General features: G+C 70.5%; 19 protein-coding genes and 3 tRNA genes. 12 read left to right on the forward strand and 10 right to left on the reverse strand.

Features of this window, described 5'->3' with window-relative positions; genetic code table 11:
- Nucleotides 1–178: 178 nt before the first annotated feature.
- The gene (locus ICC28_RS26850) at nucleotides 179–1714 is read left to right on the forward strand and encodes a N,N-dimethylformamidase beta subunit family domain-containing protein (protein ID WP_188291289.1); all 1536 of its coding nucleotides are present in this window, start codon (nucleotides 179–181) and stop codon (nucleotides 1712–1714) included.
- A gap of 82 nt (nucleotides 1715–1796) precedes the next feature.
- The gene (locus ICC28_RS26855; RefSeq protein ID WP_188291290.1) at nucleotides 1797–2696 is read left to right on the forward strand and encodes a phosphoribosylaminoimidazolesuccinocarboxamide synthase; all 900 of its coding nucleotides are present in this window, start codon (nucleotides 1797–1799) and stop codon (nucleotides 2694–2696) included.
- A gap of 45 nt (nucleotides 2697–2741) precedes the next feature.
- On the opposite strand, the gene ICC28_RS26860 is transcribed toward ICC28_RS26855, so the two are convergent.
- From ICC28_RS26860 to ICC28_RS26895, 8 genes are all read right to left on the reverse strand, one after another.
- Nucleotides 2742–2814 (reverse strand) — tRNA-Gly (locus tag ICC28_RS26860).
- A gap of 23 nt (nucleotides 2815–2837) precedes the next feature.
- A complete protein-coding gene (locus ICC28_RS26865; RefSeq protein WP_188291291.1) occupies nucleotides 2838–3446 on the reverse strand; it encodes a response regulator transcription factor in 609 nt (202 codons plus the stop codon).
- Nucleotides 3443–4693, reverse strand: coding sequence for a sensor histidine kinase (locus ICC28_RS26870; RefSeq protein WP_188291381.1), 1251 nt, complete (start codon nucleotides 4691–4693; stop codon nucleotides 3443–3445). The genes ICC28_RS26865 and ICC28_RS26870 overlap by 4 nt, the downstream gene beginning before the upstream one ends.
- Nucleotides 4675–5439 (reverse strand): ABC transporter permease, encoded by a 765-nt coding sequence (locus ICC28_RS26875; RefSeq protein WP_188291292.1) that lies wholly within the window; start codon nucleotides 5437–5439, stop codon nucleotides 4675–4677. Before ICC28_RS26875 ends, ICC28_RS26870 begins: the two co-directional genes overlap by 19 nt.
- Entirely contained in the window at nucleotides 5436–6383 is a 948-nt protein-coding gene (locus ICC28_RS26880; RefSeq protein ID WP_188291293.1) for an ABC transporter ATP-binding protein, read from the reverse strand. Before ICC28_RS26880 ends, ICC28_RS26875 begins: the two co-directional genes overlap by 4 nt.
- 124 nt (nucleotides 6384–6507) lie before the next feature.
- A tRNA-Gly gene (locus tag ICC28_RS26885) sits at nucleotides 6508–6583 on the reverse strand.
- Between the two features lie 80 nt (nucleotides 6584–6663).
- Nucleotides 6664–6735, reverse strand: a tRNA-Gly gene (locus tag ICC28_RS26890).
- A gap of 124 nt (nucleotides 6736–6859) precedes the next feature.
- A complete protein-coding gene (locus ICC28_RS26895; protein ID WP_188291294.1) occupies nucleotides 6860–7177 on the reverse strand; it encodes a histone-like nucleoid-structuring protein Lsr2 in 318 nt (105 codons plus the stop codon).
- Nucleotides 7178–7456: 279 nt separating this feature from the next.
- Between ICC28_RS26895 and purS the strand changes: the two genes are divergently transcribed.
- From purS to purM, 9 genes are all read left to right on the forward strand, one after another.
- Complete coding sequence (gene purS, locus ICC28_RS26900; RefSeq protein ID WP_015659417.1) at nucleotides 7457–7720, forward strand: phosphoribosylformylglycinamidine synthase subunit PurS; 264 nt, start codon at nucleotides 7457–7459, stop codon at nucleotides 7718–7720.
- Nucleotides 7717–8397, forward strand: coding sequence for a phosphoribosylformylglycinamidine synthase subunit PurQ (gene purQ, locus ICC28_RS26905; protein WP_188291295.1), 681 nt, complete (start codon nucleotides 7717–7719; stop codon nucleotides 8395–8397). Before purS ends, purQ begins: the two co-directional genes overlap by 4 nt.
- A complete protein-coding gene (purL, locus tag ICC28_RS26910) occupies nucleotides 8394–10652 on the forward strand; it encodes a phosphoribosylformylglycinamidine synthase subunit PurL (protein ID WP_188291296.1) in 2259 nt (752 codons plus the stop codon). Before purQ ends, purL begins: the two co-directional genes overlap by 4 nt.
- A 121-nt stretch (nucleotides 10653–10773) precedes the next feature.
- On the forward strand, nucleotides 10774–11274 hold the full coding sequence (locus ICC28_RS26915) for an ArsR/SmtB family transcription factor (RefSeq protein ID WP_188291297.1): 501 nt from the start codon (nucleotides 10774–10776) through the stop codon (nucleotides 11272–11274).
- 36 nt (nucleotides 11275–11310) lie between these two features.
- The gene (locus ICC28_RS26920) at nucleotides 11311–12129 is read left to right on the forward strand and encodes a M23 family metallopeptidase (protein WP_188291298.1); all 819 of its coding nucleotides are present in this window, start codon (nucleotides 11311–11313) and stop codon (nucleotides 12127–12129) included.
- 10 nt (nucleotides 12130–12139) lie between these two features.
- Nucleotides 12140–12937: a maleylpyruvate isomerase family mycothiol-dependent enzyme gene (locus ICC28_RS26925; RefSeq protein ID WP_188291299.1), complete on the forward strand. Its 798-nt coding sequence runs from the start codon at nucleotides 12140–12142 to the stop codon at nucleotides 12935–12937.
- Between the two features lie 86 nt (nucleotides 12938–13023).
- Complete coding sequence (locus ICC28_RS26930; protein WP_188291300.1) at nucleotides 13024–13962, forward strand: META domain-containing protein; 939 nt, start codon at nucleotides 13024–13026, stop codon at nucleotides 13960–13962.
- Nucleotides 13963–14019: 57 nt separating this feature from the next.
- Nucleotides 14020–15546 carry an amidophosphoribosyltransferase gene (gene purF / locus ICC28_RS26935; protein WP_188291301.1) on the forward strand — a complete coding sequence of 509 codons (1527 nt, stop codon included), beginning with the start codon at nucleotides 14020–14022 and terminating at the stop codon, nucleotides 15544–15546.
- Between the two features lie 32 nt (nucleotides 15547–15578).
- Nucleotides 15579–16658 carry a phosphoribosylformylglycinamidine cyclo-ligase gene (gene purM, locus ICC28_RS26940; protein ID WP_188291302.1) on the forward strand — a complete coding sequence of 360 codons (1080 nt, stop codon included), beginning with the start codon at nucleotides 15579–15581 and terminating at the stop codon, nucleotides 16656–16658.
- Nucleotides 16659–16733: 75 nt separating this feature from the next.
- On the opposite strand, the gene ICC28_RS26945 is transcribed toward purM, so the two are convergent.
- Together ICC28_RS26945 and ICC28_RS26950 are read right to left on the reverse strand one after the other, a co-directional pair.
- Entirely contained in the window at nucleotides 16734–16985 is a 252-nt protein-coding gene (locus tag ICC28_RS26945) for a DUF3073 domain-containing protein (RefSeq protein ID WP_188291303.1), read from the reverse strand.
- Between the two features lie 293 nt (nucleotides 16986–17278).
- Nucleotides 17279–18385, reverse strand: a complete 1107-nt coding sequence (locus ICC28_RS26950) for a Leu/Phe/Val dehydrogenase (protein ID WP_188291304.1) — start codon at nucleotides 18383–18385, stop codon at nucleotides 17279–17281.
- 253 nt (nucleotides 18386–18638) lie between these two features.
- Between ICC28_RS26950 and ICC28_RS26955 the strand changes: the two genes are divergently transcribed.
- Nucleotides 18639–19481 carry a hypothetical protein gene (locus tag ICC28_RS26955; RefSeq protein WP_188291305.1) on the forward strand — a complete coding sequence of 281 codons (843 nt, stop codon included), beginning with the start codon at nucleotides 18639–18641 and terminating at the stop codon, nucleotides 19479–19481.
- Nucleotides 19482–19987 lie beyond the last annotated feature (506 nt).

The raw sequence follows: 19987 nt of genomic DNA on the forward strand, positions 1-19987 counted from the left end.
TACCCCCACTCGGCCCCCACCCACACCCCCACCGCGCCACCCCCGCCCGGAACCACAAATTCCACTTTCGGCCAATTCGCAACGAGTAGTGACCACATGGGTGCGCAATGTGATGTGCTGGGACCGATCGCGCACATGGCAAGGGCTTGTGACGGGGGCACGAGGGAGGGGAGCGAGCATGACACCGGAGCGGATCCGCCGCTGGGAGTCGGGAGCACTCGCGCACGCCGTCAACGACCCCTTCGGCCAGGGCCCCGTCCCCTGGCTCCGCGGCACGGAGACCTACTTCGACGACACGGGCCAGGTGGTCCCCTGGTACGTGGACCCGGCGGACGCACACGGCGAGGACCTCCGCATCCCCTCCCCCCGCACCTCGCCCGGAGCGGCGACCCGCACCCCGGGCCGAGCACCCCGCGCGGCCGACCCGGGCCCCCGCTCCGCCGACGACGTCCACCGCCAGATCAAGGGCTTCGTCTCCACCGGCGCGGTCGCCCCGGGCGAGGCCGTCGACTTCCACATCACCGTCGACCCGCCGCAGGAGTTCAGCGTCGACGTCTACCGCATCGGCCACTACGGCGGCGACGGCGCGGCGAAGATCACCACCAGCCCCCGCCTCTCCGGCATCGTCCAGCCGCCGCCCCTCGCCGCCGACCGCACGGTCTCCTGCCACCACTGGTGGCTCTCCTGGCGCCTCCAGATCCCCTCCTACTGGAGCATCGGCGCCTACGTCGCGGTCCTCACCACCGCCGACGGCTACCGCTCCCACATCCCGTTCACCGTCCGCGACAACCACCCGGCGGACCTGCTCCTGGTCCTCCCCGACGTCACCTGGCAGGCGTACAACCTCTACCCGGAGGACGGCCGCACCGGCGCGAGCCTCTACCACGCCTGGGACGAGGACGGCCGGCTGCTCGGCGAGGCCGACGCGGCGACGACGGTCTCCTTCGACCGCCCGTACGCCGGCGCGGGCCTCCCGCTCCACGTGGGCCACGCCTACGACGTCATCCGCTTCGCCGAGCGCTACGGCTACGACCTCGCCTACGCCGACGCCCGCGACCTGCACGCCGGCCACCTCGACCCCACGCGCTACCGCGGCCTGGTCTTCCCCGGCCACGACGAGTACTGGTCGGCGAACATGCGCCGCACCGTGGAGCTGGCCCGCGAGCACGGCACCTCGCTGGTCTTCCTCTCCGCCAACACCATGTACTGGCAGGTGGAGTTGGGCCCGTCCCCGTCCGGCGTCCCGGACCGGCTGCTCACCTGCCGCAAGCGCAGAGGGCCGGGCCGCCCGGTGCTGTGGCGCGAGATCGACCGCCCCGAGCAGCAACTGATGGGCATCCAGTACGCGGGCCCGGTCCCCGAGCCCCAGCCGCTGATCGTCCGCAACGCCGACCACTGGCTGTGGGACGCCACGGGCGCGCACGAGGGCGAGGAGATCCCCGGCCTGGTCGCGGGCGAGGCCGACCGCTACTTCCCGCGCACCGCCCTGCCCCCGCACGAGGAGCGCATCCTGCTGGCCCACTCCCCCTACACCGACGCCCACGGGGTACTCCGCCACCAGGACACGTCCCTGTACCGCGCCCCTTCCGGCGCCCTGGTCTTCGCCTCGGGAACGTTCGCCTGGTCCCCGGCACTGGACCGCCCGGGCCATGTCGACCCCCGCGTCCAGCGCGCCACCGCCAACCTCCTGGACCGCATCTGCAAGCGTGACTGAGCTCCTTCAGCACACCCCAAGTCCAAGGTCAGCGGCCTGTGCGGGACAATCGACCCGTTGGACATAACCACGGGGAGGAACCGTGTCCGGATTCGTAGAAAAGCCCGAGCCGCTTCAGGTTCCGGGCCTGGTGCACCTGCACACCGGCAAGGTGCGCGACCTGTACCAGAACGAGGCGGGCGACCTCGTGATGGTCGCCAGCGACCGTATGTCGGCGTACGACTGGGTGCTCCCCACCGAGATCCCCGACAAGGGGCGCATCCTCACCCAGCTCTCCCTGTGGTGGTTCGACCAGCTGGCCGACCTGGTGCCGAACCACGTCCTGAGCACCGACCTCCCGGCCGGCGCCCCCGCCGACTGGGCGGGCCGCACCCTGGTCTGCAAGTCGCTGAAGATGGTCCCCGTGGAGTGCGTGGCCCGCGGCTATCTCACCGGCTCCGGCCTGGTCGAGTACAACGACTCCCGCACGGTCTGCGGCCTCGCCCTCCCCGAGGGCCTGGTCGACGGCAGCGAGCTGCCTGCCCCGATCTTCACCCCGGCCACCAAGGCGGCGGTCGGCGAGCACGACGAGAACGTCTCCTACGAGGAGGTCGCCCGCCAGGTCGGCGCCGACACCGCGGCGCAACTGCGCCAGGCGACCCTCGCCGTCTACACCCGCGGCCGGGACATCGCCCGCGACCGGGGCATCATCCTCGCGGACACCAAGTTCGAGTTCGGCTTCGACGGCGACACGCTCGTCATCGCCGACGAGGTCCTCACCCCGGACTCCTCCCGCTTCTGGCCGGCCGACGAGTGGGAGCCGGGCCGCGCGCAGCCGTCGTACGACAAGCAGTACGTCCGCGACTGGCTGACCTCCGCCGCCTCCGGCTGGGACCGCAGGAGCGAGCAGCCCCCGCCGGCGCTGCCGCAGGAGGTCGTGGACGCGACCCGCGCCAAGTACGTCGAGGCGTACGAGCGCCTGACGGGCACGAGCTGGACGTAACGGAAGAAGCCCCCCGGCGACAACCGGGGGGCTTCTGTTACGGAGAGCGGACGACGAGGCTCGAACTCGCGACCTCAACCTTGGCAAGGTTGCGCTCTACCAACTGAGCTACGTCCGCACTGCGCCGTGGCGCGAGAGCAACTATACCCAACCTCGCTCCCGGGCGAGCCGCACCGCCGTATGACGGTTCTCCGCACCGAGCTTCGAGACGGCCGAGGAGAGGTAGTTGCGCACGGTCCCCTGGGACAGCGCGGCCCGCTCCGCGATCTCCGCGACGGGCGCTCCGTCGGCGGCCAGTTCCAGCACCTCGGCCTCCCGCGCGGTCAGCGGCGAGTCCCCGGCGGAGATCGCGTCGGCGGCCAACTCGGGGTCCACGTAACGGTTTCCGGCGCGGACCGTGCGGATGATCTCCGCGAGCCGCTGGGCGCTGACGGTCTTGGGGACGAACCCGCGCACACCCGCCGCAAGCGCCCGCTTGAGGTGCCCCGGTCGGCCGTGACTGGTCACGATCATGACCTGGCAGGACGGCAGTTCCGCCCGCAGCGATGTGGCGACCTTCACACCGTCGGCACCGGGCATCTGGAGATCCAGCACGGCCACGTCGGGTTCGTGGGCCCGCGCCATCGCCAGCGCCTCCGGCCCGGACGCCGCCTCGGCGACGACCACCAGGTCCTCCTCCAGCGAGAGCAGCGCGGCGAGCGCCCCCCGGATCAGATGCTCGTCGTCGGCGAGCAGCACGCGTACGGTCACGCCACCACCTCCTGCACCAGGGGCACCTCTGCCACCACTCGGAACGTTCCCCCCTCGGGCCCTGCCGCCAGCGTCCCGTCCACCGCGGCGAGCCGCTCCCGCAGCCCCGCGAGACCGGATCCGGCGCTCCCCGAAGCGGTCCCCGCGACCCCGTCGTTCTCCACCGTCAGCACCACACGGTCCTCCTCCACCCGCACGCACACCGCGCAGCGCTGCGCGTTGCCGTGGCGCAGTACGTTCGTGGTGGCCTCGCGGACCACCCAGCCGAGCGCCGACTGCACCTCGTCCGGCAGCCCCTCGACCGGCCCGCTCACCTCGCAGTCGATCCCGGCGGCCTTCAACACCCCGCGGGCACCGGCGAGTTCGGCTTCGAGGTCGGCCTCGCGGTAGCCGCGTACGACATCCCGGACCTCGCGCTGGGACTCCTGCGCGATGCGCTGCACCTCGATCATCTGCTCCACGGCCTCGGGCCGCTCGCGCCGGGCGAGCTGGACGGCCAGCTCGCTCTTGAGGGCGATGACGGCGAGGTTCCGGCCCATCACGTCGTGCAGATCGCGCCCGAACCGCAGCCGTTCCTCGGCGACGGCGAGCCGGGCGCGGGTCTCACGGGCGGCGTCGAGTTCGTAGACGGCGTTGAGCAGCCAGACGGAGAAGACGGAGGTGAAGGCGAGGAAGGAGGCGCCGATCAGCACCGCGAGCGACGTGGCGAGCACGGCCGGACCGGGCATGCCGAGGGGGAAGGACACCGCCGCGGCGCCGGCCGCGAAGCCGACCACGAGCGCGTACACCCGCCGCCGGTCGCGCACGCCCAGCGAGATGACCCCGGCGCCGAAGATCTGCACGACCCCGAAGATCCCGCCGGCCGCGGAGTCGACGTCCTCGCCCGCGGGGCCGTGCTCGGAGATCCAGACCGCTGTGACGGCGACCACCGCGGTGACGGCGGCGAGCGTCCACAGCAGCCGGACGGGCTGCTCACGGTGGCCGCGCGTCCAGTCCAGCGCCCGGGACGCCGTCACCCCGCACAGGGCGGCGTGCAGCACGGTCAGCGTCAGCAGCAGCACCCCGACCGCGCTGCCCAGGATCCGAAGGGTCGGAATCGCGACCGCGACCACCTCGGCCACCCCGAAGAAGTGGAACGACCAGCGCGTGTACGTCTCGACCTTCGCCGGCGTGCTCTTGCCCCGCCACCATCCCCCGGTCACGTGTGACCCCTCGCTCTCCCCGTACGTCAGTGCCGCGGCTCCCAGCGGAACCACCGCCCTACAGCAAACACCGCGATCCCGGTCCAGGCCAGCGCGGTGAGCACGGCCCCCAGCGCCTCGTACGTCGACAGCGCGCCCGTCCAGCCGCCGCGCACCAGGGTGATCATCGGGCTGAGCGGCAGCAGTTCGCAGACCGAGGCCACCCGGTCGGGCATCAGCTCCAGCGGGATGACGATCCCGGAGCCCATCATCGAGACCATCACCAGCGGCAGCGAGGTGACCTGCGCGCTCTCCACGGTCCGGGTGAAGCTCGCCGTCACGGCGGCCAGGACCGCACACAGCACCAGCCCGAACAGCAGGCCGATCACCGCGAGATGGGGCGCCTTGGGTGCCTTCATGTCCAGCAGCACCGCGGAGCCGGCCACCAGCACCAGGGACTGCACGAGACCGACCGTCACGGGCGGGAGCGAGGCCCCGGCGAGGATCTCGCGGTCCCGCAGCTCGCCGGTGCGCAGCCGCTTGAGGACGAGTTCCTCGCGCCGCCCGACGAAGACGCCGATGAGCGCCGAGTACACCGCGAACATCAGCGAGAAGCCGATCGCGCCGGGCAGCAGCACCTGGCCGACGTCGAGCCCGACCTCCTGGACGTCCATGTCCTCGACCACCGACCGCACGGTGAACGGCAGCACCAGCGGTACGAGCAGAGCCGTGACGATCATTGCCTTGCTGCGCCGGAACAGGATGAGTTCGGCCCCCGCGAGCGCCCGGACCCGGGCCACCGACGTCGTCATGCCGCCACCTCCTGCGGGTCCGCCTCGCGGGCGATCCCCAGAAACGCCTCTTCCAGTGACGCCGACCGCACGTCCAGCCGCCGCAGCTCCACCCCGGCCTCCGCGGCCCAGGTGAGCAGCCCGGTGGCCGCCCGCTGCAGTTCGAGCGTCCGCAGCCGTACGACCCGCCCGTCGACCTCGTGCCCGCTCACTCCCAGCGCGTCGAGCGGGGGCAGATCGCCGAGGAAGTACCCCTCGGGCAGTTCGAAGGAGATCCGCGAGGGCTGGGCGGCCGTCACCCCGGCCGGTGTCCCGGTGGCGGCGATGCGCCCCTCGTGCAGGATGGCGAGCCGGTCGGCGAGGTCCTCGGCCTCCTCCAGGTAGTGCGTGGTGAGCAGCACGGTGGTGCCCTGGTCGCGCAGGGCGCGCACCAGCTCCCAGGTGTCCCGGCGCCCCTCGGCGTCCAGGCCGGTGGTCGGCTCGTCGAGGAACAGCACCTCGGGCCCGCCGAGCAGCGCGAGCGCCAGGTCCAGGCGCCGCCGCTCACCCCCGGACAGCTGCTTCACCCGTACGCCGGACTTCCCGCCGAGCCCGACGAGCTCCAGCGTCTCCCCGACCGGCCGCGCCCCGCTCACGCACCCGGCCCACATCCGCGCGGTCTCGGTGACGGTCAGCTCGGACGGGAAGCCGCCCTCCTGCAGCATCACCCCGGTCCGCGGCCGTACGACGGCCCGCTCGGTGTAGGGATCGTGCCCGAGCACCCGCACCCGGCCGCCGGCCGGCTGTGCGAGCCCCTCCAGCAGTTCGACCGTCGAGGTCTTGCCGGCCCCGTTGGTCCCGAGCAGCGCGAAGACCTCCCCGCGGTCCACGGAGAAGCTGATGCCACGCACCGCCTCGAACCCGCCCCCGTACACACGTCGCAGGTCGGTGACCTCAATCACGTGTTCGTGTTCGTTCCTGTCCATGCCTTCAGCGTCCCGGTGATCCGGGCCGGTCGGCAGTGCGCGCTGTCATCACCGGACATGACAAATGTCAGACGACCGCTCGGGCATGCAAAAACCCCGGTCACCAGGACCGGGGCCTTTGAACTGGAGCGGACGACGAGGCTCGAACTCGCGACCTCAACCTTGGCAAGGTTGCGCTCTACCAACTGAGCTACGTCCGCATTGCCTCCGACCGGCTCTCACCGATCGGCGCGGGCACCAGCCTACCTGATCCACAACAGTGGTCAGACCGGCGGTGCAGAGCGGGTGACAGGAATTGCACACTGCGCCTTCCCCCTGGAAGGGGGATGTTCTACTACTGAACTACACCCGCATGTACTCCGTGAGCCGGGCCTTTCGGCCTCGCCCCTCGGCGTGCTCCAGACTCTAGCCGACCAGGTGGGGTGCAATGCAAGTCGGTTGTCCCGAGGGGCGGGTGACCGGTCGTCGGCCGTGGCTCACTGAGCCGCGGCGAAGGCCTCGTAGACCTTCTTGGGGATCCGTCCGCGTGCGGGGACGTCCATCTTGTTGGCCTGCGCCCAGGCCCGGACGGCGGCCGGGTCGGGGGCCACCTCGGTCTGCCGGTAGGCCTTGCCGGACCGCGACCGCTTCCGGCCGGCCTCCATGTACGGCTCAAGCGCCTTACGCAGTTTCTCGGCATTGGCTTGGTTCAGGTCGATCTCGTACGACTTGCCGTCGAGTCCGAAGGCGATCGTTTCCGCCGCTTCCGAGCCGTCGATGTCGTCAAACAGAGTGACCACGACTTTTTGCGCCACGAATATCGGTCCCTTCGTACGGCACGGTGCCAATTCATTTGTACAGTGCCCGACAATGCCACGTGAAGCCCGACTAAATCCTTCCGCGTGTCCGATGGCAATAGGTTTCGGGTGTCGATCTGGGATCTTTCATGGAACTTTTCGCCGACGAGCGCACTTCCCGCAAGGCGTGACGGCTGTCACGTAGCTTCCTACGAGTGACGCGCGTAGAAATTTTGGGCGGGTAGTCTGAAACCACCTTGCAGGAACCTGCTCAGCACCACACCACCGGGAGTGCACGTGGCACGCGTCGTAGTCGACGTCATGCTCAAGCCGGAGATCCTCGACCCCCAGGGCCAGGCGGTGCAGCGCGCACTGCCGCGGCTGGGTTTCGAAGGCATCTCGGACGTACGTCAGGGAAAGCGTTTCGAACTGGAAGTTGACGGACCGGTCGACGAGGCCGCGCTCGCCCGCATCCACGATCTTGCGGAATCCTTCCTCGCCAACACCGTGATCGAGGACTTCACCGTCAAGGTGGAGGAAGTCGCGGAGGCGGCGAAGTGACCGCTCGTATTGGCGTCGTCACTTTCCCGGGGAGTCTCGACGACCGGGACACCCAGCGCGCGATCCGCCTCGCGGGCGCCGAGCCGGTCGCCCTCTGGCACAAGGACAAGGACCTGCACCAGGTCGACGCGGTCGTCCTCCCCGGCGGTTTCTCCTACGGCGACTACCTGCGGGCCGGCGCCATCTCCCGCTTCTCGCCGGTGATGGAGACCGTCATCGAGCAGGCGAAGGCCGGTCTGCCGGTCCTGGGCATCTGCAACGGCTTCCAGATCCTCACCGAGGCCCACCTCCTCCCGGGCGGGATGCTCGGCAACGACCACCTGCACTTCATCTGCCGCGACCAGAAGCTGCGGGTGGAGAACACCTCCAGTGCGTGGACGGCCGACTACAGCGCGGGCCAGGAGATCCACATCCCGCTGAAGAACATGGACGGCCGTTACGTCGCCGACCAGTACACGCTGGACAAGCTGGAGGCCGAGGGCCGGGTCGCGTTCCGGTACCTCGACTTCAACCCCAACGGCTCGCTCAACGACATCGCCGGCATCACCAACGAGGCCGGCAACGTCGTGGGCCTGATGCCGCACCCGGAGCACGCCGTGGAGCCGGGCATCGGCACCGGCCGCACCGACGGCCTGCCGTTCTTCACCTCGATCCTCAAGAAGCTGGTCAACGCATGAGCCGGACGCCTCTGGACACGGTCGAGCACGCGGCCGCGACCCCCGACGTCGAGCTGCCCTGGGCCGAACTCGGCCTGAAGAAGGACGAGTACGAGAGGGTCGTGGAGATCCTCGGGCGTCGGCCCACCGGTGCCGAGCTCGCCATGTACTCGGTCATGTGGTCCGAGCACTGCTCGTACAAGTCCTCCAAGGTGCACCTGCGCCAGTTCGGCGAGAAGGCGCCCCAGTCGGACGCCCTGCTCGTCGGCATCGGCGAGAACGCGGGCGTGGTGGACGTCGGTCAGGGCTACGCCGTGACCTTCAAGGTCGAGTCGCACAACCACCCCTCGTACGTGGAGCCCTACCAGGGCGCGGCCACGGGTGTCGGCGGCATCGTCCGCGACATCATTGCCATGGGCGCCCGCCCGGTCGCCGTGGTGGACCCGCTGCGGTTCGGCGCCGCCGACCACCCCGACACCAAGCGCGTCCTGCCGGGCGTCGTCGCCGGCATCGGCGGCTACGGCAACTGCCTGGGCCTGCCCAACATCGGCGGCGAGGTCGTCTTCGACTCCTGCTACCAGGGCAACCCGCTGGTCAACGCCGGTGCCATCGGCGTGATGCGGCACGAGGACATCCACCTGGCGAAGGCGTCCGGCGCGGGCAACAAGGTCATCCTGTACGGGGCCCGGACCGGTGGCGACGGCATCGGCGGCGCCTCCATCCTCGCCTCCGAGACCTTCGACGACGCCAAGCCCTCCAAGCGCCCCGCCGTCCAGGTCGGCGACCCCTTCCAGGAGAAGCTCCTCATCGAGTGCACCCTGGAGGCCTTCAAGGAGAAGCTGGTCGTCGGCATCCAGGACCTCGGTGCGGCCGGTCTGTCCTGCGCCACCTCCGAGCTGGCCTCCAACGGCTCCGGCGGCATGCGCGTCACCCTGGACGACGTACCGCTGCGCGACTCCACGCTCTCGCCCGAGGAAATCCTCATGAGCGAGTCGCAGGAACGCATGTGCGCGGTCGTGGAGCCGGAGAAGGTCGACCGCTTCCTGGAGATCTGCGACAAGTGGGACGTCATCGCCACCGTCATCGGTGAGGTCACCGACGGCGACCGTCTGGAGATCTTCTGGCACGGCGGCAAGATCGTCGACGTCGACCCGCGCACGGTCGCGCACGACGGCCCGGTCTACGAGCGCCCCTACGCCCGCCCGTCCTGGCAGGACGAACTCCAGGCGGACGACGCGAACAAGCTGCCCCGGCCCGCGACTTCGGAGGAGCTGAAGCAGCAGGTCCTGAAGCTCGTGTCGTCCCCGAACCAGGCCTCCAAGAAGTGGATCACCTCGCAGTACGACCACTTCGTGCAGGGCAACACGGTCCTCGCCCAGCCCGAGGACTCCGGCATGATCCGCATCGACGAGGAGACCGGCCTCGGCGTCGCCATCGCGACGGACGGCAACGGCCGCTACGCCAAGCTCGACCCGTATGCGGGCGCGCAGCTGGCCCTCGCCGAGGCGTACCGCAATGTCGCCACGACCGGTGCGAAGCCGCTGGCCGTCTCCGACTGCCTGAACTTCGGTTCGCCCGAGGACCCGGCCGTCATGTGGCAGTTCGCGGAGGCCATCCGCGGTCTGGCCGACGCCTGTCAGCAGCTGGGCACCCCGGTGACCGGCGGCAACGTCTCGCTCTACAACCAGACGGGCGAGGTGGCCATCCACCCGACCCCGGTCGTGGCGGTCCTGGGCGTCATCGACGACGTGGCCCGTCGCACGCCGGTCGCCTTCCAGGAGGAGGGGCAGCTGCTCTACCTCCTCGGCGACACCCGCGAGGAGTTCGGCGGCTCGGCCTGGTCGCAGGTCGTCCACGACCACCTCGGCGGTCTGCCCCCGAAGGTCGACCTGGAGCGTGAGCGGCTGCTCGCGGAGATCCTCATCTCGGCCTCCCGCGACGGCATGATCGACTCCGCGCACGACCTGTCCGACGGCGGTCTGATTCAGGCGGTCGTGGAGTCGGCGCTGCTCGGCGGCAAGGGCGCGCGTCTGGTCGTACCGGACGGGCTGGACGCGTTCACCTACCTCTTCTCGGAGTCGGCGGGCCGCGCGGTCGTCGCCGTGCCGCGCTCCGAAGAGGTCCGCTTCAACGACATGTGCGGTGCGCGCGGTCTCCCGGTCACCCGCATCGGTGTCGTCGACGGTGATTCGGTGGAGGTCCAGGGCGAGTTCGCGCTCACCCTGGCGGAGCTGCGCGAGGCGCACGAGGGCACGATCCCGGCGCTGCTGGCGTAGTCCCGCGCTCGACCGAGAAGGCCCCCGCCCGGTTCGCCGGGCGGGGGCCTTTCGCATGCCCGGGGTCCCCCTCCCCGAAAGATCGCTTGCACGTAATTACGTAGATCCGTAATCTTGACGCATGGACCTCGAACAGCGCGTGGCCGACCTCGAACGCCGCATGGCGGCGCTGGAGGCCGCGGGCGGCTCCGCTCCCCGTATCGGCGAGGGCGACTTCTGGGCTCTGGAAGGGCTGAAGGAGCAGTTGGCCGAGGCGGGGGCCCAGGACGGCGGCGTCCTGTTCACCGGGGCCGTACGGCTGCCCACGGGCGAGCAGTACGCCTGGCAGCACACCGCGCTCGCGGAGGACCTGCTCGACGACGACTGGCCGGAGGCCGCCGAGACCTTCGCCGCCCTCGGCCACCCGGTACGGCTCCGGCTGCTCCGCGAGGTCATCGGCGGCCGGCGCACGGCCGCGGAACTGGCGGAGTCAGCGGAGATCGGCACGACCGGCCAGATCTACCACCACGTGCGCCAGCTCACGGCCGCCGGCTGGCTCCACACCACGAGCCGGGGCCGCTACGAGGTACCGCCGGCCCGGCTCGTGCCGCTGATGGTGGCGCTGTCGGTGGCCCGCCCCTGACCGACCGGAACGGGGAGAACGAAACAGGGGGAAACCATGTCCGCACGCAAACTCGCCATGACCGTCTTCCGTTGCCTGCTGGTGGCCTTCTTCGCCCTGGTGATCGCGGACGTCTGGTTCGACCTCGGCCACCCGCACTGGTGGAACTTCCTGCCGCTGGTCCTGGCCTACGTCCTGATCGCCGTGGTGAACCGGGTGGGCCGCGACGGCACCCGTAAGGCCGTCGAGGTCGATCCGCCCGTGACCGGCCGCTGGTCCGCCCTGAACAGCCCGGCCAACCACACCCCCAGCCACGGCACCCACGCCTACGGCCAGACCTACGCCATCGACATCGTCGCCGAACCCGCGCCCGGCGCCCGCCCCCGCTTCCGCGCGCTGTGGCCGCTCGCCCGGCGCAGCGCCGACTTCCCGGCCTACGGCGCCCCGCTCACGGCGGTCGCCGACGGCACCGTCGTGCGGGCCGAGGACCGGCAGCGCGACCACCTGAGCCGGAACTCCCTGCCCGCCCTGCTGTACCTGATGCTCGTCGAGGGGCCGGCGCGCGAGCTGGCCGGGGCCCGCCGGATCCTCGGCAACCACCTCGTCCTGGACCTCGGGAACGGCACCCACGCGCTCTACGCACATCTGCGCCGCGGCTCGCTCGCCGTCGCCGAGGACGACCGGGTGCGCGCCGGACAGGTCCTCGCCGAGTGCGGGAACTCCGGCAACTCCAGCGAGCCTCACGTGCACTTCCAGCTGATGGACGGCCCCGACCCGGACACCGCCCACGGCCTGCCCTTCCACTGGCGGGGCACCGGCGTCCCGCGCAACGGCGAGGTCTTCGAAGCGCCCGCGCCCGCACCCGGCCCTGCCTAGGCTTGATCGCATGCCACCGGCCAAGAAGCGCACCCGCAGCTACGACCCCGCCAGGACCCGCACGGCCGTCCTCGCCCAACTCGCCCACGTCCAGGACGCCGTGGCCGCCCTGACGCCCGAGCAGCTCGCCTCGCCCACCCGGCTCGGCACGTGGACCGTGCGGGAACTGGTCGCGCACATCGGGATGGCCGTCACCGGCATCGGACGCTCCCTCGCCCTGCCGGAGCCGCCGAAGCAGGACGCCGTACTCCTCGACTGGGTCTTCGCGACCGCCGCCTCCTCCTCGGCCATCGACGACTTCACCCGAGGGCTCGCAGCGACCCACCCCGACCTCGGCGCCTACCTCGCCGACAGCGCACGCGAACTCGCCGAGCAGCTCGACAGCCACCCCGGGACCCGGCTCCTCGACACCAACGCCGGTGCCCTGCCGCTCGCCGACTACCTCGTCACCCGCGCCGTCGAGCTGGTCGTCCACACCGACGACCTGAACGCCGCCCTGCCCGGCCTGGACATCCCCTACGACCGCCAGGCCCTGGCCGCCACCACCCGCCTCCTCGCCGACGCCCTCGCGGCGAAGGCGCCCGGCGGCTCCACGGAGGTCAGGATCCCGCCGTACGCCGTGGTGCAGTGCGTCGAGGGCCCCCGCCACACCCGGGGCACCCCGCCCAACGTCGTCGAGACCGACCCCCTCACCTGGATCCGGCTGGCGACCGGGCGCACGGAGTGGCGGGACGCCCTCGCCGGGGCGAAGGTCAGCGCGAGCGGCGAGCGCGCCGACCTCGCGGGGCTGCTGCCCTTGATGAGCTGAGGACACAACAGACCGGTACGAGCTTGAGGACACAACAGACTGGTAACGACACCGAACCCAACTGGTGTCCCGTACGTCGAAGAGACATGAAGCGGACGACACGCATGAAATATGCCGCCGTGGCCCTCGTCGGCACCGTGGTGCTGGCCGCCTGCGGCACGGAGTCCGGCGACGGCAGCGACAGCCGTTCGGCCGGGGACGGCGGGAAGACCCCCGAGACCCCTCGGACCCTCAAGGCCTCCGACATCGCGGGCGTCGAGTGGGTGCCGCTGAAGGTGACCGTGAAGGGCAAGGACCACCCCCTGCCGACCGACGAGAAGCAGTTCCCGGTCGACGAGGCGCGCATCACCTTCAAACCCGGCGCGGCCGAGCCGGACGTCTTCGGCGGCGACTCCGGCGGCACGGTCGGCTGCAACAGCTTCGGCGCGGACGCCAAGCTCGACGGCGACACCCTGAAGATCACCGACCTCGCCGCGACCCAGATGGGCTGCCTCGGGCCCGTGCAGGAGTTCGAGAATCGTTTCCTCGATGTCTTCGACGGCTCCCTCAAGGTCGCCCTCAAGGGCCGCGACGGCTCCCGCACCCTCACCCTGACCAGCACCGACGGAGACAGCATCACCTTGCGCGAGCAGAAGAAGGACAAGGCGGACGCCAAGGCCGTACCGCTGAAGGGCACCAAGTGGACCATCGACACCCTGACCTCCGGCACCGGTGACGACGGCAGCGCCCAGTCCCTGCCGGAGGGCGTCGAACCCCACCTCACCCTGGCCGAGAACGGCACGGTCAGCGGCAACTACGGCTGCAACACCTTCCGCGGCAAGGCCGACGTGAAGAGCGGCACGATCGAGTTCGGCCGGCTCTCCAGCACGAAGATGGCCTGCCAGGGCAAGGCCAGGAAGACCGAGCTCGCACTGATCGACTTCTTCTCCGGCAAGGTGTCCTACCAGCACAAAGACCGGACCCTGACCCTCACCAACGCCTCCGGCGAGGGCCTCGTGGCCCACGCGGAGCCCGAGAAGAAGTAAGAAAGCCCACTCCCAGCGAATTCGGACCAGTGGTCGATCTCGCCTACACTCGGAGCCGTGCCACGTGGTGACGGTCGACTCAATCACGATCTGCTCCCCGGCGAGAAAGGCCCCCAGGACGCGTGTGGCGTCTTCGGTGTCTGGGCTCCGGGCGAAGAGGTCGCAAAGCTCACGTACTTCGGGCTCTACGCCCTCCAGCATCGGGGCCAGGAATCCGCGGGAATCGCGGTCAGCAACGGCTCCCAGATCCTCGTCTTCAAGGACATGGGCCTCGTCTCCCAGGTCTTCGACGAGACCTCGCTCGGTTCGCTCCAGGGTCACATCGCGGTCGGACACGCCCGCTACTCGACCACCGGCGCCTCCGTGTGGGAGAACGCCCAGCCGACGTTCCGCGCCACCGCGCACGGCTCGATCGCGCTCGGCCACAACGGCAACCTGGTCAACACGGCCCAGCTCGCCGAGATGGTCGCCGACCTGCCCAAGCAGGAGGGGCGTTCCCCGCGCGTCGCGGCCACCAACGACACCGACCTGCTCACCGCGCTGCTCGCGGCCCAGGTCGACGAGGACGGCAAGCCGCTGACCATCGAGGAGGCGGCCCACGAGGTCCTTCCGCAGGTCCAGGGCGCCTTCAGCCTCGTCTTCATGGACGAGCACACCCTGTACGCCGCCCGCGACCCGCAGGGCATCCGCCCGCTGGTCCTCGGCCGCCTGGAGCGCGGCTGGGTGGTCGCCTCCGAGTCCGCCGCCCTCGACATCTGCGGCGCCAGCTTCGTCCGCGAGATCGAGCCGGGCGAGTTCGTCGCCATCGACGAGAACGGCCTGCGCACCTCCCGCTTCGCGGAAGCGAAGCCCAAGGGCTGCGTCTTCGAGTACGTCTACCTCGCCCGCCCCGACACCGACATCGCCGGCCGGAACGTGTACCTCTCCCGCGTGGAGATGGGCCGCCGCCTGGCGAAGGAGGCCCCGGTCGAGGCCGACCTGGTCATAGCGACCCCGGAATCGGGCACCCCGGCCGCCATCGGCTACGCGGAGGCCTCCGGCATCCCCTTCGGCGCGGGCCTGGTGAAGAACGCCTACGTCGGCCGTACGTTCATCCAGCCCTCGCAGACCATCCGCCAGCTCGGTATCCGGCTCAAGCTGAACCCGCTGAAGGAAGTCATCAAGGGCAAGCGCCTGGTCGTCGTCGACGACTCCATCGTGCGCGGCAACACCCAGCGCGCCCTGGTCCGCATGCTCCGCGAGGCCGGCGCCGCCGAGGTCCACATCCGGATCTCCTCCCCGCCCGTGAAGTGGCCCTGCTTCTTCGGCATCGACTTCGCCACCCGCGCGGAGCTCATCGCCAACGGCATGACCATCGACGAGATCGGCACCTCGCTGGGCGCCGACTCCCTGGCGTACATCTCCATCGACGGCATGATCGAGGCGACCACCATCGCCAAGCCGAACCTGTGCCGCGCCTGCTTCGACGGCGAGTACCCGATGGAGCTCCCGGACCCCGAGCTGCTCGGCAAGCAGCTCCTGGAGACCGAGCTGGCCGCAGGGCCCGCCGCCACGGCTGCCGCGGACGCCATCCGCCGCCCCTAAGTTCTGCCGTACGACACGAAGGTCATCACCCCATGTCTGAGACACCCAGTGCCGAGGGCGGCGCCAGCTACGCAGCCGCGGGCGTCGACATCGAAGCGGGCGACCGCGCCGTGGAGCTGATGAAGGAGTGGGTGAAGAAGACGCAGCGCCCCGAGGTCCTCGGCGGCCTCGGCGGTTTCGCCGGCCTCTTCGACGCCTCCGCCCTCAAGCGCTACGAGCGTCCCCTCCTCGCCTCCGCCACGGACGGCGTGGGCACCAAGGTCGACATCGCGCGCCAGATGGGCGTCTACGACACCATCGGCCACGACCTGGTCGCCATGGTCATGGACGACATCGTCGTGTGCGGTGCCGAGCCGCTGTTCATGACCGACTACATCTGCGTCGGCAAGGTCCACCCCGAGCGCGTCGCCGCGATCGTGAAGGGCATCGCCGAGGGCTGTGTGCTGGCCGGCTGCGCCCTGGTCGGCGGCGAGACGGCCGAGCACCCCGGTCTGCTGGGCCCGGACGACTTCGACGTCGCCGGCGCCGGTACGGGCGTGGTGGAGGCCGACCGGCTGCTGGGCCCGGATCGCATCCGCACGGGTGACGCCGTGATCGCCATGGCGGCGTCCGGACTTCACTCGAACGGGTACTCGCTCGTCCGGCACGTCCTGCTGAACCAGGCCGGACTCGCCCTCGACGCGCACATCGAGGACCTCGGCCGCACCCTCGGCGAGGAGCTGCTGGAGCCCACCAAGATCTACTCGCTGGACTGTCTGGCGCTCACCCGGACGACGGACGTCCACGCGTACAGCCATGTGACGGGCGGCGGACTGGCCGCCAACCTGGCCCGTGTGATCCCGGACACGCTGCACGCGACCGTCGACCGCTCCACCTGGACCCCGGACCCGATCTTCGACCTCGTCGGCAGGACGGGGCAGGTCGAGCGCCTGGAGCTGGAGAAGACCCTGAACATGGGCGTCGGCATGATCGCGATCGTGCCGCAGGAGTCCGTGGACGTGGCCCTGGCCACACTGGCCGACCGCGGGGTCGACTCCTGGGTCGCGGGCGAGATCACCGAACGGGGCGAGCACGAGACGGGTGCCGCCCTGGTGGGTGACTACGCGAGCTGACGTCCGCAAAAGGCAGCGCAAAACCCGGTCCGTCGGCGGGGACCGCCTCGGACCGGGTTGAACGCAGCTAGATCGTCAGGCGCCGCGGCGTTGCGACGAGGGACCGGACTGGTCGTCCTCGTCCTCATCGTCGTCGTTGTACAGATCCGCGTACTGGGCGTACGGGTCGTCTTCGTCGTCGTCCTCGAACGGCTCGCCGTTCGGCGGCTGGCTCGAAGTCGATGCGCCCAGCTCACTGGCCAGACGCGACAGGTCAGTCCCGCCGCTGTTGTACTTCAGCTGGCGGGCGACCTTCGTCTGCTTGGCCTTGGCCCGGCCGCGCCCCATGGCTCGACCCCCTCGGTGACGGGGCTCGACGGCCCCAGAGTCTTGACACGCGTTCATGGTCCGGAACGGGCTCTCCGTGGAGAGACCGGCCCGTAGGGCTTCCACGGTACCTGAGCCCACGCGCATACGGTACGTCGCCCGCAGCACGTGCCTGGACCCAGGGCCCTCGGGGCGCCCCGTCCCCGCTGGTCAACGGCGATTTTAACTACTTCTTCGCGGCCGACCCGCCGACGAACGTGAGAGTTCTCTCCACCTGCCCGTCGGCGGGTACCGGACAGCTCCGGCGGGTGCCGTCAGCGTGCCCGGCGCGCCTCGGCCGCCTCGTGCATCCGCTGCTCGGCGATCCGGTCGGCCGCCGCGGCCGGCGGAATACCGTCCGTCTTCGCACGTGCGAATATGGCCAGCGTGGTGTCGTAGATCTTCGCCGCCTTCGCCTTGCACCGCTCGAAGTCGAAGCCGTGCAGCTCGTCGGCGACCTGGATGACGCCGCCGGCGTTCACCACGTAGTCCGGCGCGTAGAGGATCCCGCGGTCGGCGAGGTCCTTCTCGACGCCCGGGTGGGCGAGCTGGTTGTTCGCGGCGCCGCAGACCACCTTGGCGGTCAGCACCGGCACGGAGTCGTCGTTCAGGGCGCCGCCGAGCGCGCAGGGGGCGTAGATGTCCAGGCCGTCCACCCGGATCAGCGCCTCGGTGTCGGCGACGGCGGTGACGCCCTCGGGGTGCCGGTCGAGGATGCGCCGTACGGCGTCGGCGCGCACGTCGGTGACGAACACCTCGGCGCCCTCCTCGCGCAGGTGCTCCACCAGGTGGTGGCCGACCTTGCCGACGCCGGCGATGCCGACCCTGCGGCCGCGCAGCGACGGGTCGCCCCACAGGTGCTGGGCGGAGGCCCGCATGCCCTGGTAGACGCCGAAGGCGGTGAGGACGGAGGAGTCACCGGCGCCGCCGTTCTCGGGGGAGCGCCCGGTCGTCCAGCGGCACTCGCGTGCCACGACGTCCATGTCGGCGACATAGGTGCCGACGTCGCAGGCGGTGACGTAGCGCCCGCCGAGCGAGGCCACGAACCGGCCGTAGGCGAGGAGCAGTTCCTCCGTCTTGATCTGCTCGGGGTCGCCGATGATCACGGCCTTGCCGCCGCCGTGGTCGAGCCCGGCCATGGCGTTCTTGTACGACATCCCGCGCGCGAGGTTCAGGGCGTCGGCGACGGCCTCCTCCTCGGTCGCGTACGGGTAGAAGCGCGTGCCGCCGAGGGCGGGGCCCAGAGCGGTGGAGTGGATGGCGATGACGGCCTTGAGGCCGCTGGCACGGTCCTGGCAGAGCACGACTTGCTCATGACCCCCCTGGTCCGAGTGGAACAGGGTGTGCAGTACATCAGCAGGTGCGCCGGTTACGTCGGTCACTGTGGTGACTCCTGGGTAAGTAGCGGCGGTTGGAGACCAGCTCCCATGGGGGTCCCCCCACGCTTTTGGCAGTGGGGGAGGGTGGCGGGCGCTGTGAGCAAGAGAGTAGAGCCTGGGGGTGCCCGCCCACCGCGCCGTGCTCAGGATCACCTACTCCCGGAGTATGCCCGTGCGACGATTTGCATAGTTTTCCCGCCGGTTTGTGAGCGGGTTTCGCAGGTTTTCCCGGCAGCGGGCGGGGGAGGGAGCAGGCGTGCCCAAGGTGTCCTCGCTGATCGTGCCGTACGCGACCTATCTGCGCGTGTACGAGCCGCTGGCCGCCTTCCCCGAGCCGGAGCGCACTCACTGGGAGCGCTACGCCCGGCGCGCCGACCGTCCCTCGTACCAGGACGAACTGCGTCGCGCCCTCGCCGACCTGCTGCCCACGCCGCCGGTGCCGGTGCCGGTGCACGAGAGCAGCGACGCCTTCGTCCTGGAGGCGGACGGGGTGGTGTGCGTGTGCCCGTGGCGCACCCGGCTGCGCGGCTGGCAGGCGCTCGGCGAGCTGGCCGAGGAACTTCCCCTCTCCGTCCTGGACGCGGTGCTGCCGCCCGTCGTCCGGCACCAGGCAGCCCAGGACTACGAGCGCTGGCTGGTGCGCAACCAGGACGCCCGCCCCTGGATCCGCACCTCGACCTGGCAGGTGCCGCTGCACTGGTTCGTGCTGGTCTCCGACGAGGAGCGGCGCTACGACAAGGGCACGGGCGAGATCCCCCCGATGCTGCGCTACCGCACGCCGATGGTGCAGGCGCGGCGCCGGGTCGCGCGGGCGCTGCGGACGCTGAAGGACACCATCGAGGAAGGGCCGCTCATCGACGGCCTGCTGGAGGTGGGGCGCTGGCTGGAGGAGTTCCATCCGCGCTCCCTGGTGGAGCTCGACTACGCGGGCCTGGTGCATGTGCTGCCGGCCGGCGAGCTGGAGGACGACCACTCGGCGGCCGACGTGGCCGAGGGCATCGAGGCGCTGCGGTCCGGGGACGGGGCGGCCGCGGGGGCGGCGTACGGGCGGCTCGTGGAGCGCTGGCGGTCGGTGCGCGACCGCCGCTCGGCGAACTGAGTGTGCCGTGTGCCATGTGCCCCACATCACGAACTGACGTTTGACCAGGCGCCCGTTTTGGGGTTTCGTCCTCCTTCTGATGCGCGGGCGGGTGCCTGAGTGTTCTGAGGTTTCGTCAACAAGGGACGTAGGTCCCGATCCGGGCGTTCGACCCAAGCCGTGTCAAGCGTGACGGACCGCACGTACACGGCCCTTGCGTCCCTTGCCCCTCCTCATGCCAAAATAGGACAAGGAGTCCGGGGAGGACTCCGCTCGCATTGCACGCTTTGGGGGGTCTGGTGACTCCTGATCGCTCTGTGACTGATCGTCACAGTGGCGTGACTGTCCGCTATGGCATGGTCCATCGGCTTCCGTCGCTGATGAACACCTGGAGGGGCAATTCCATCGGTTTGGCCGACGCGGCTGGACAGATGGTGTAGTTGTAGTGCCGAGGACAAGCCGTTCGTCCTATAACCGACTCGACTCGCGTCCGCCATTTCGGGCAACGCGGGTCAAGGTGCAGAATT

It is taken from the genome of Streptomyces sp. TRM68416, assembly GCF_014596915.1.
GTDB lineage: Bacteria > Actinomycetota > Actinomycetes > Streptomycetales > Streptomycetaceae > Streptomyces.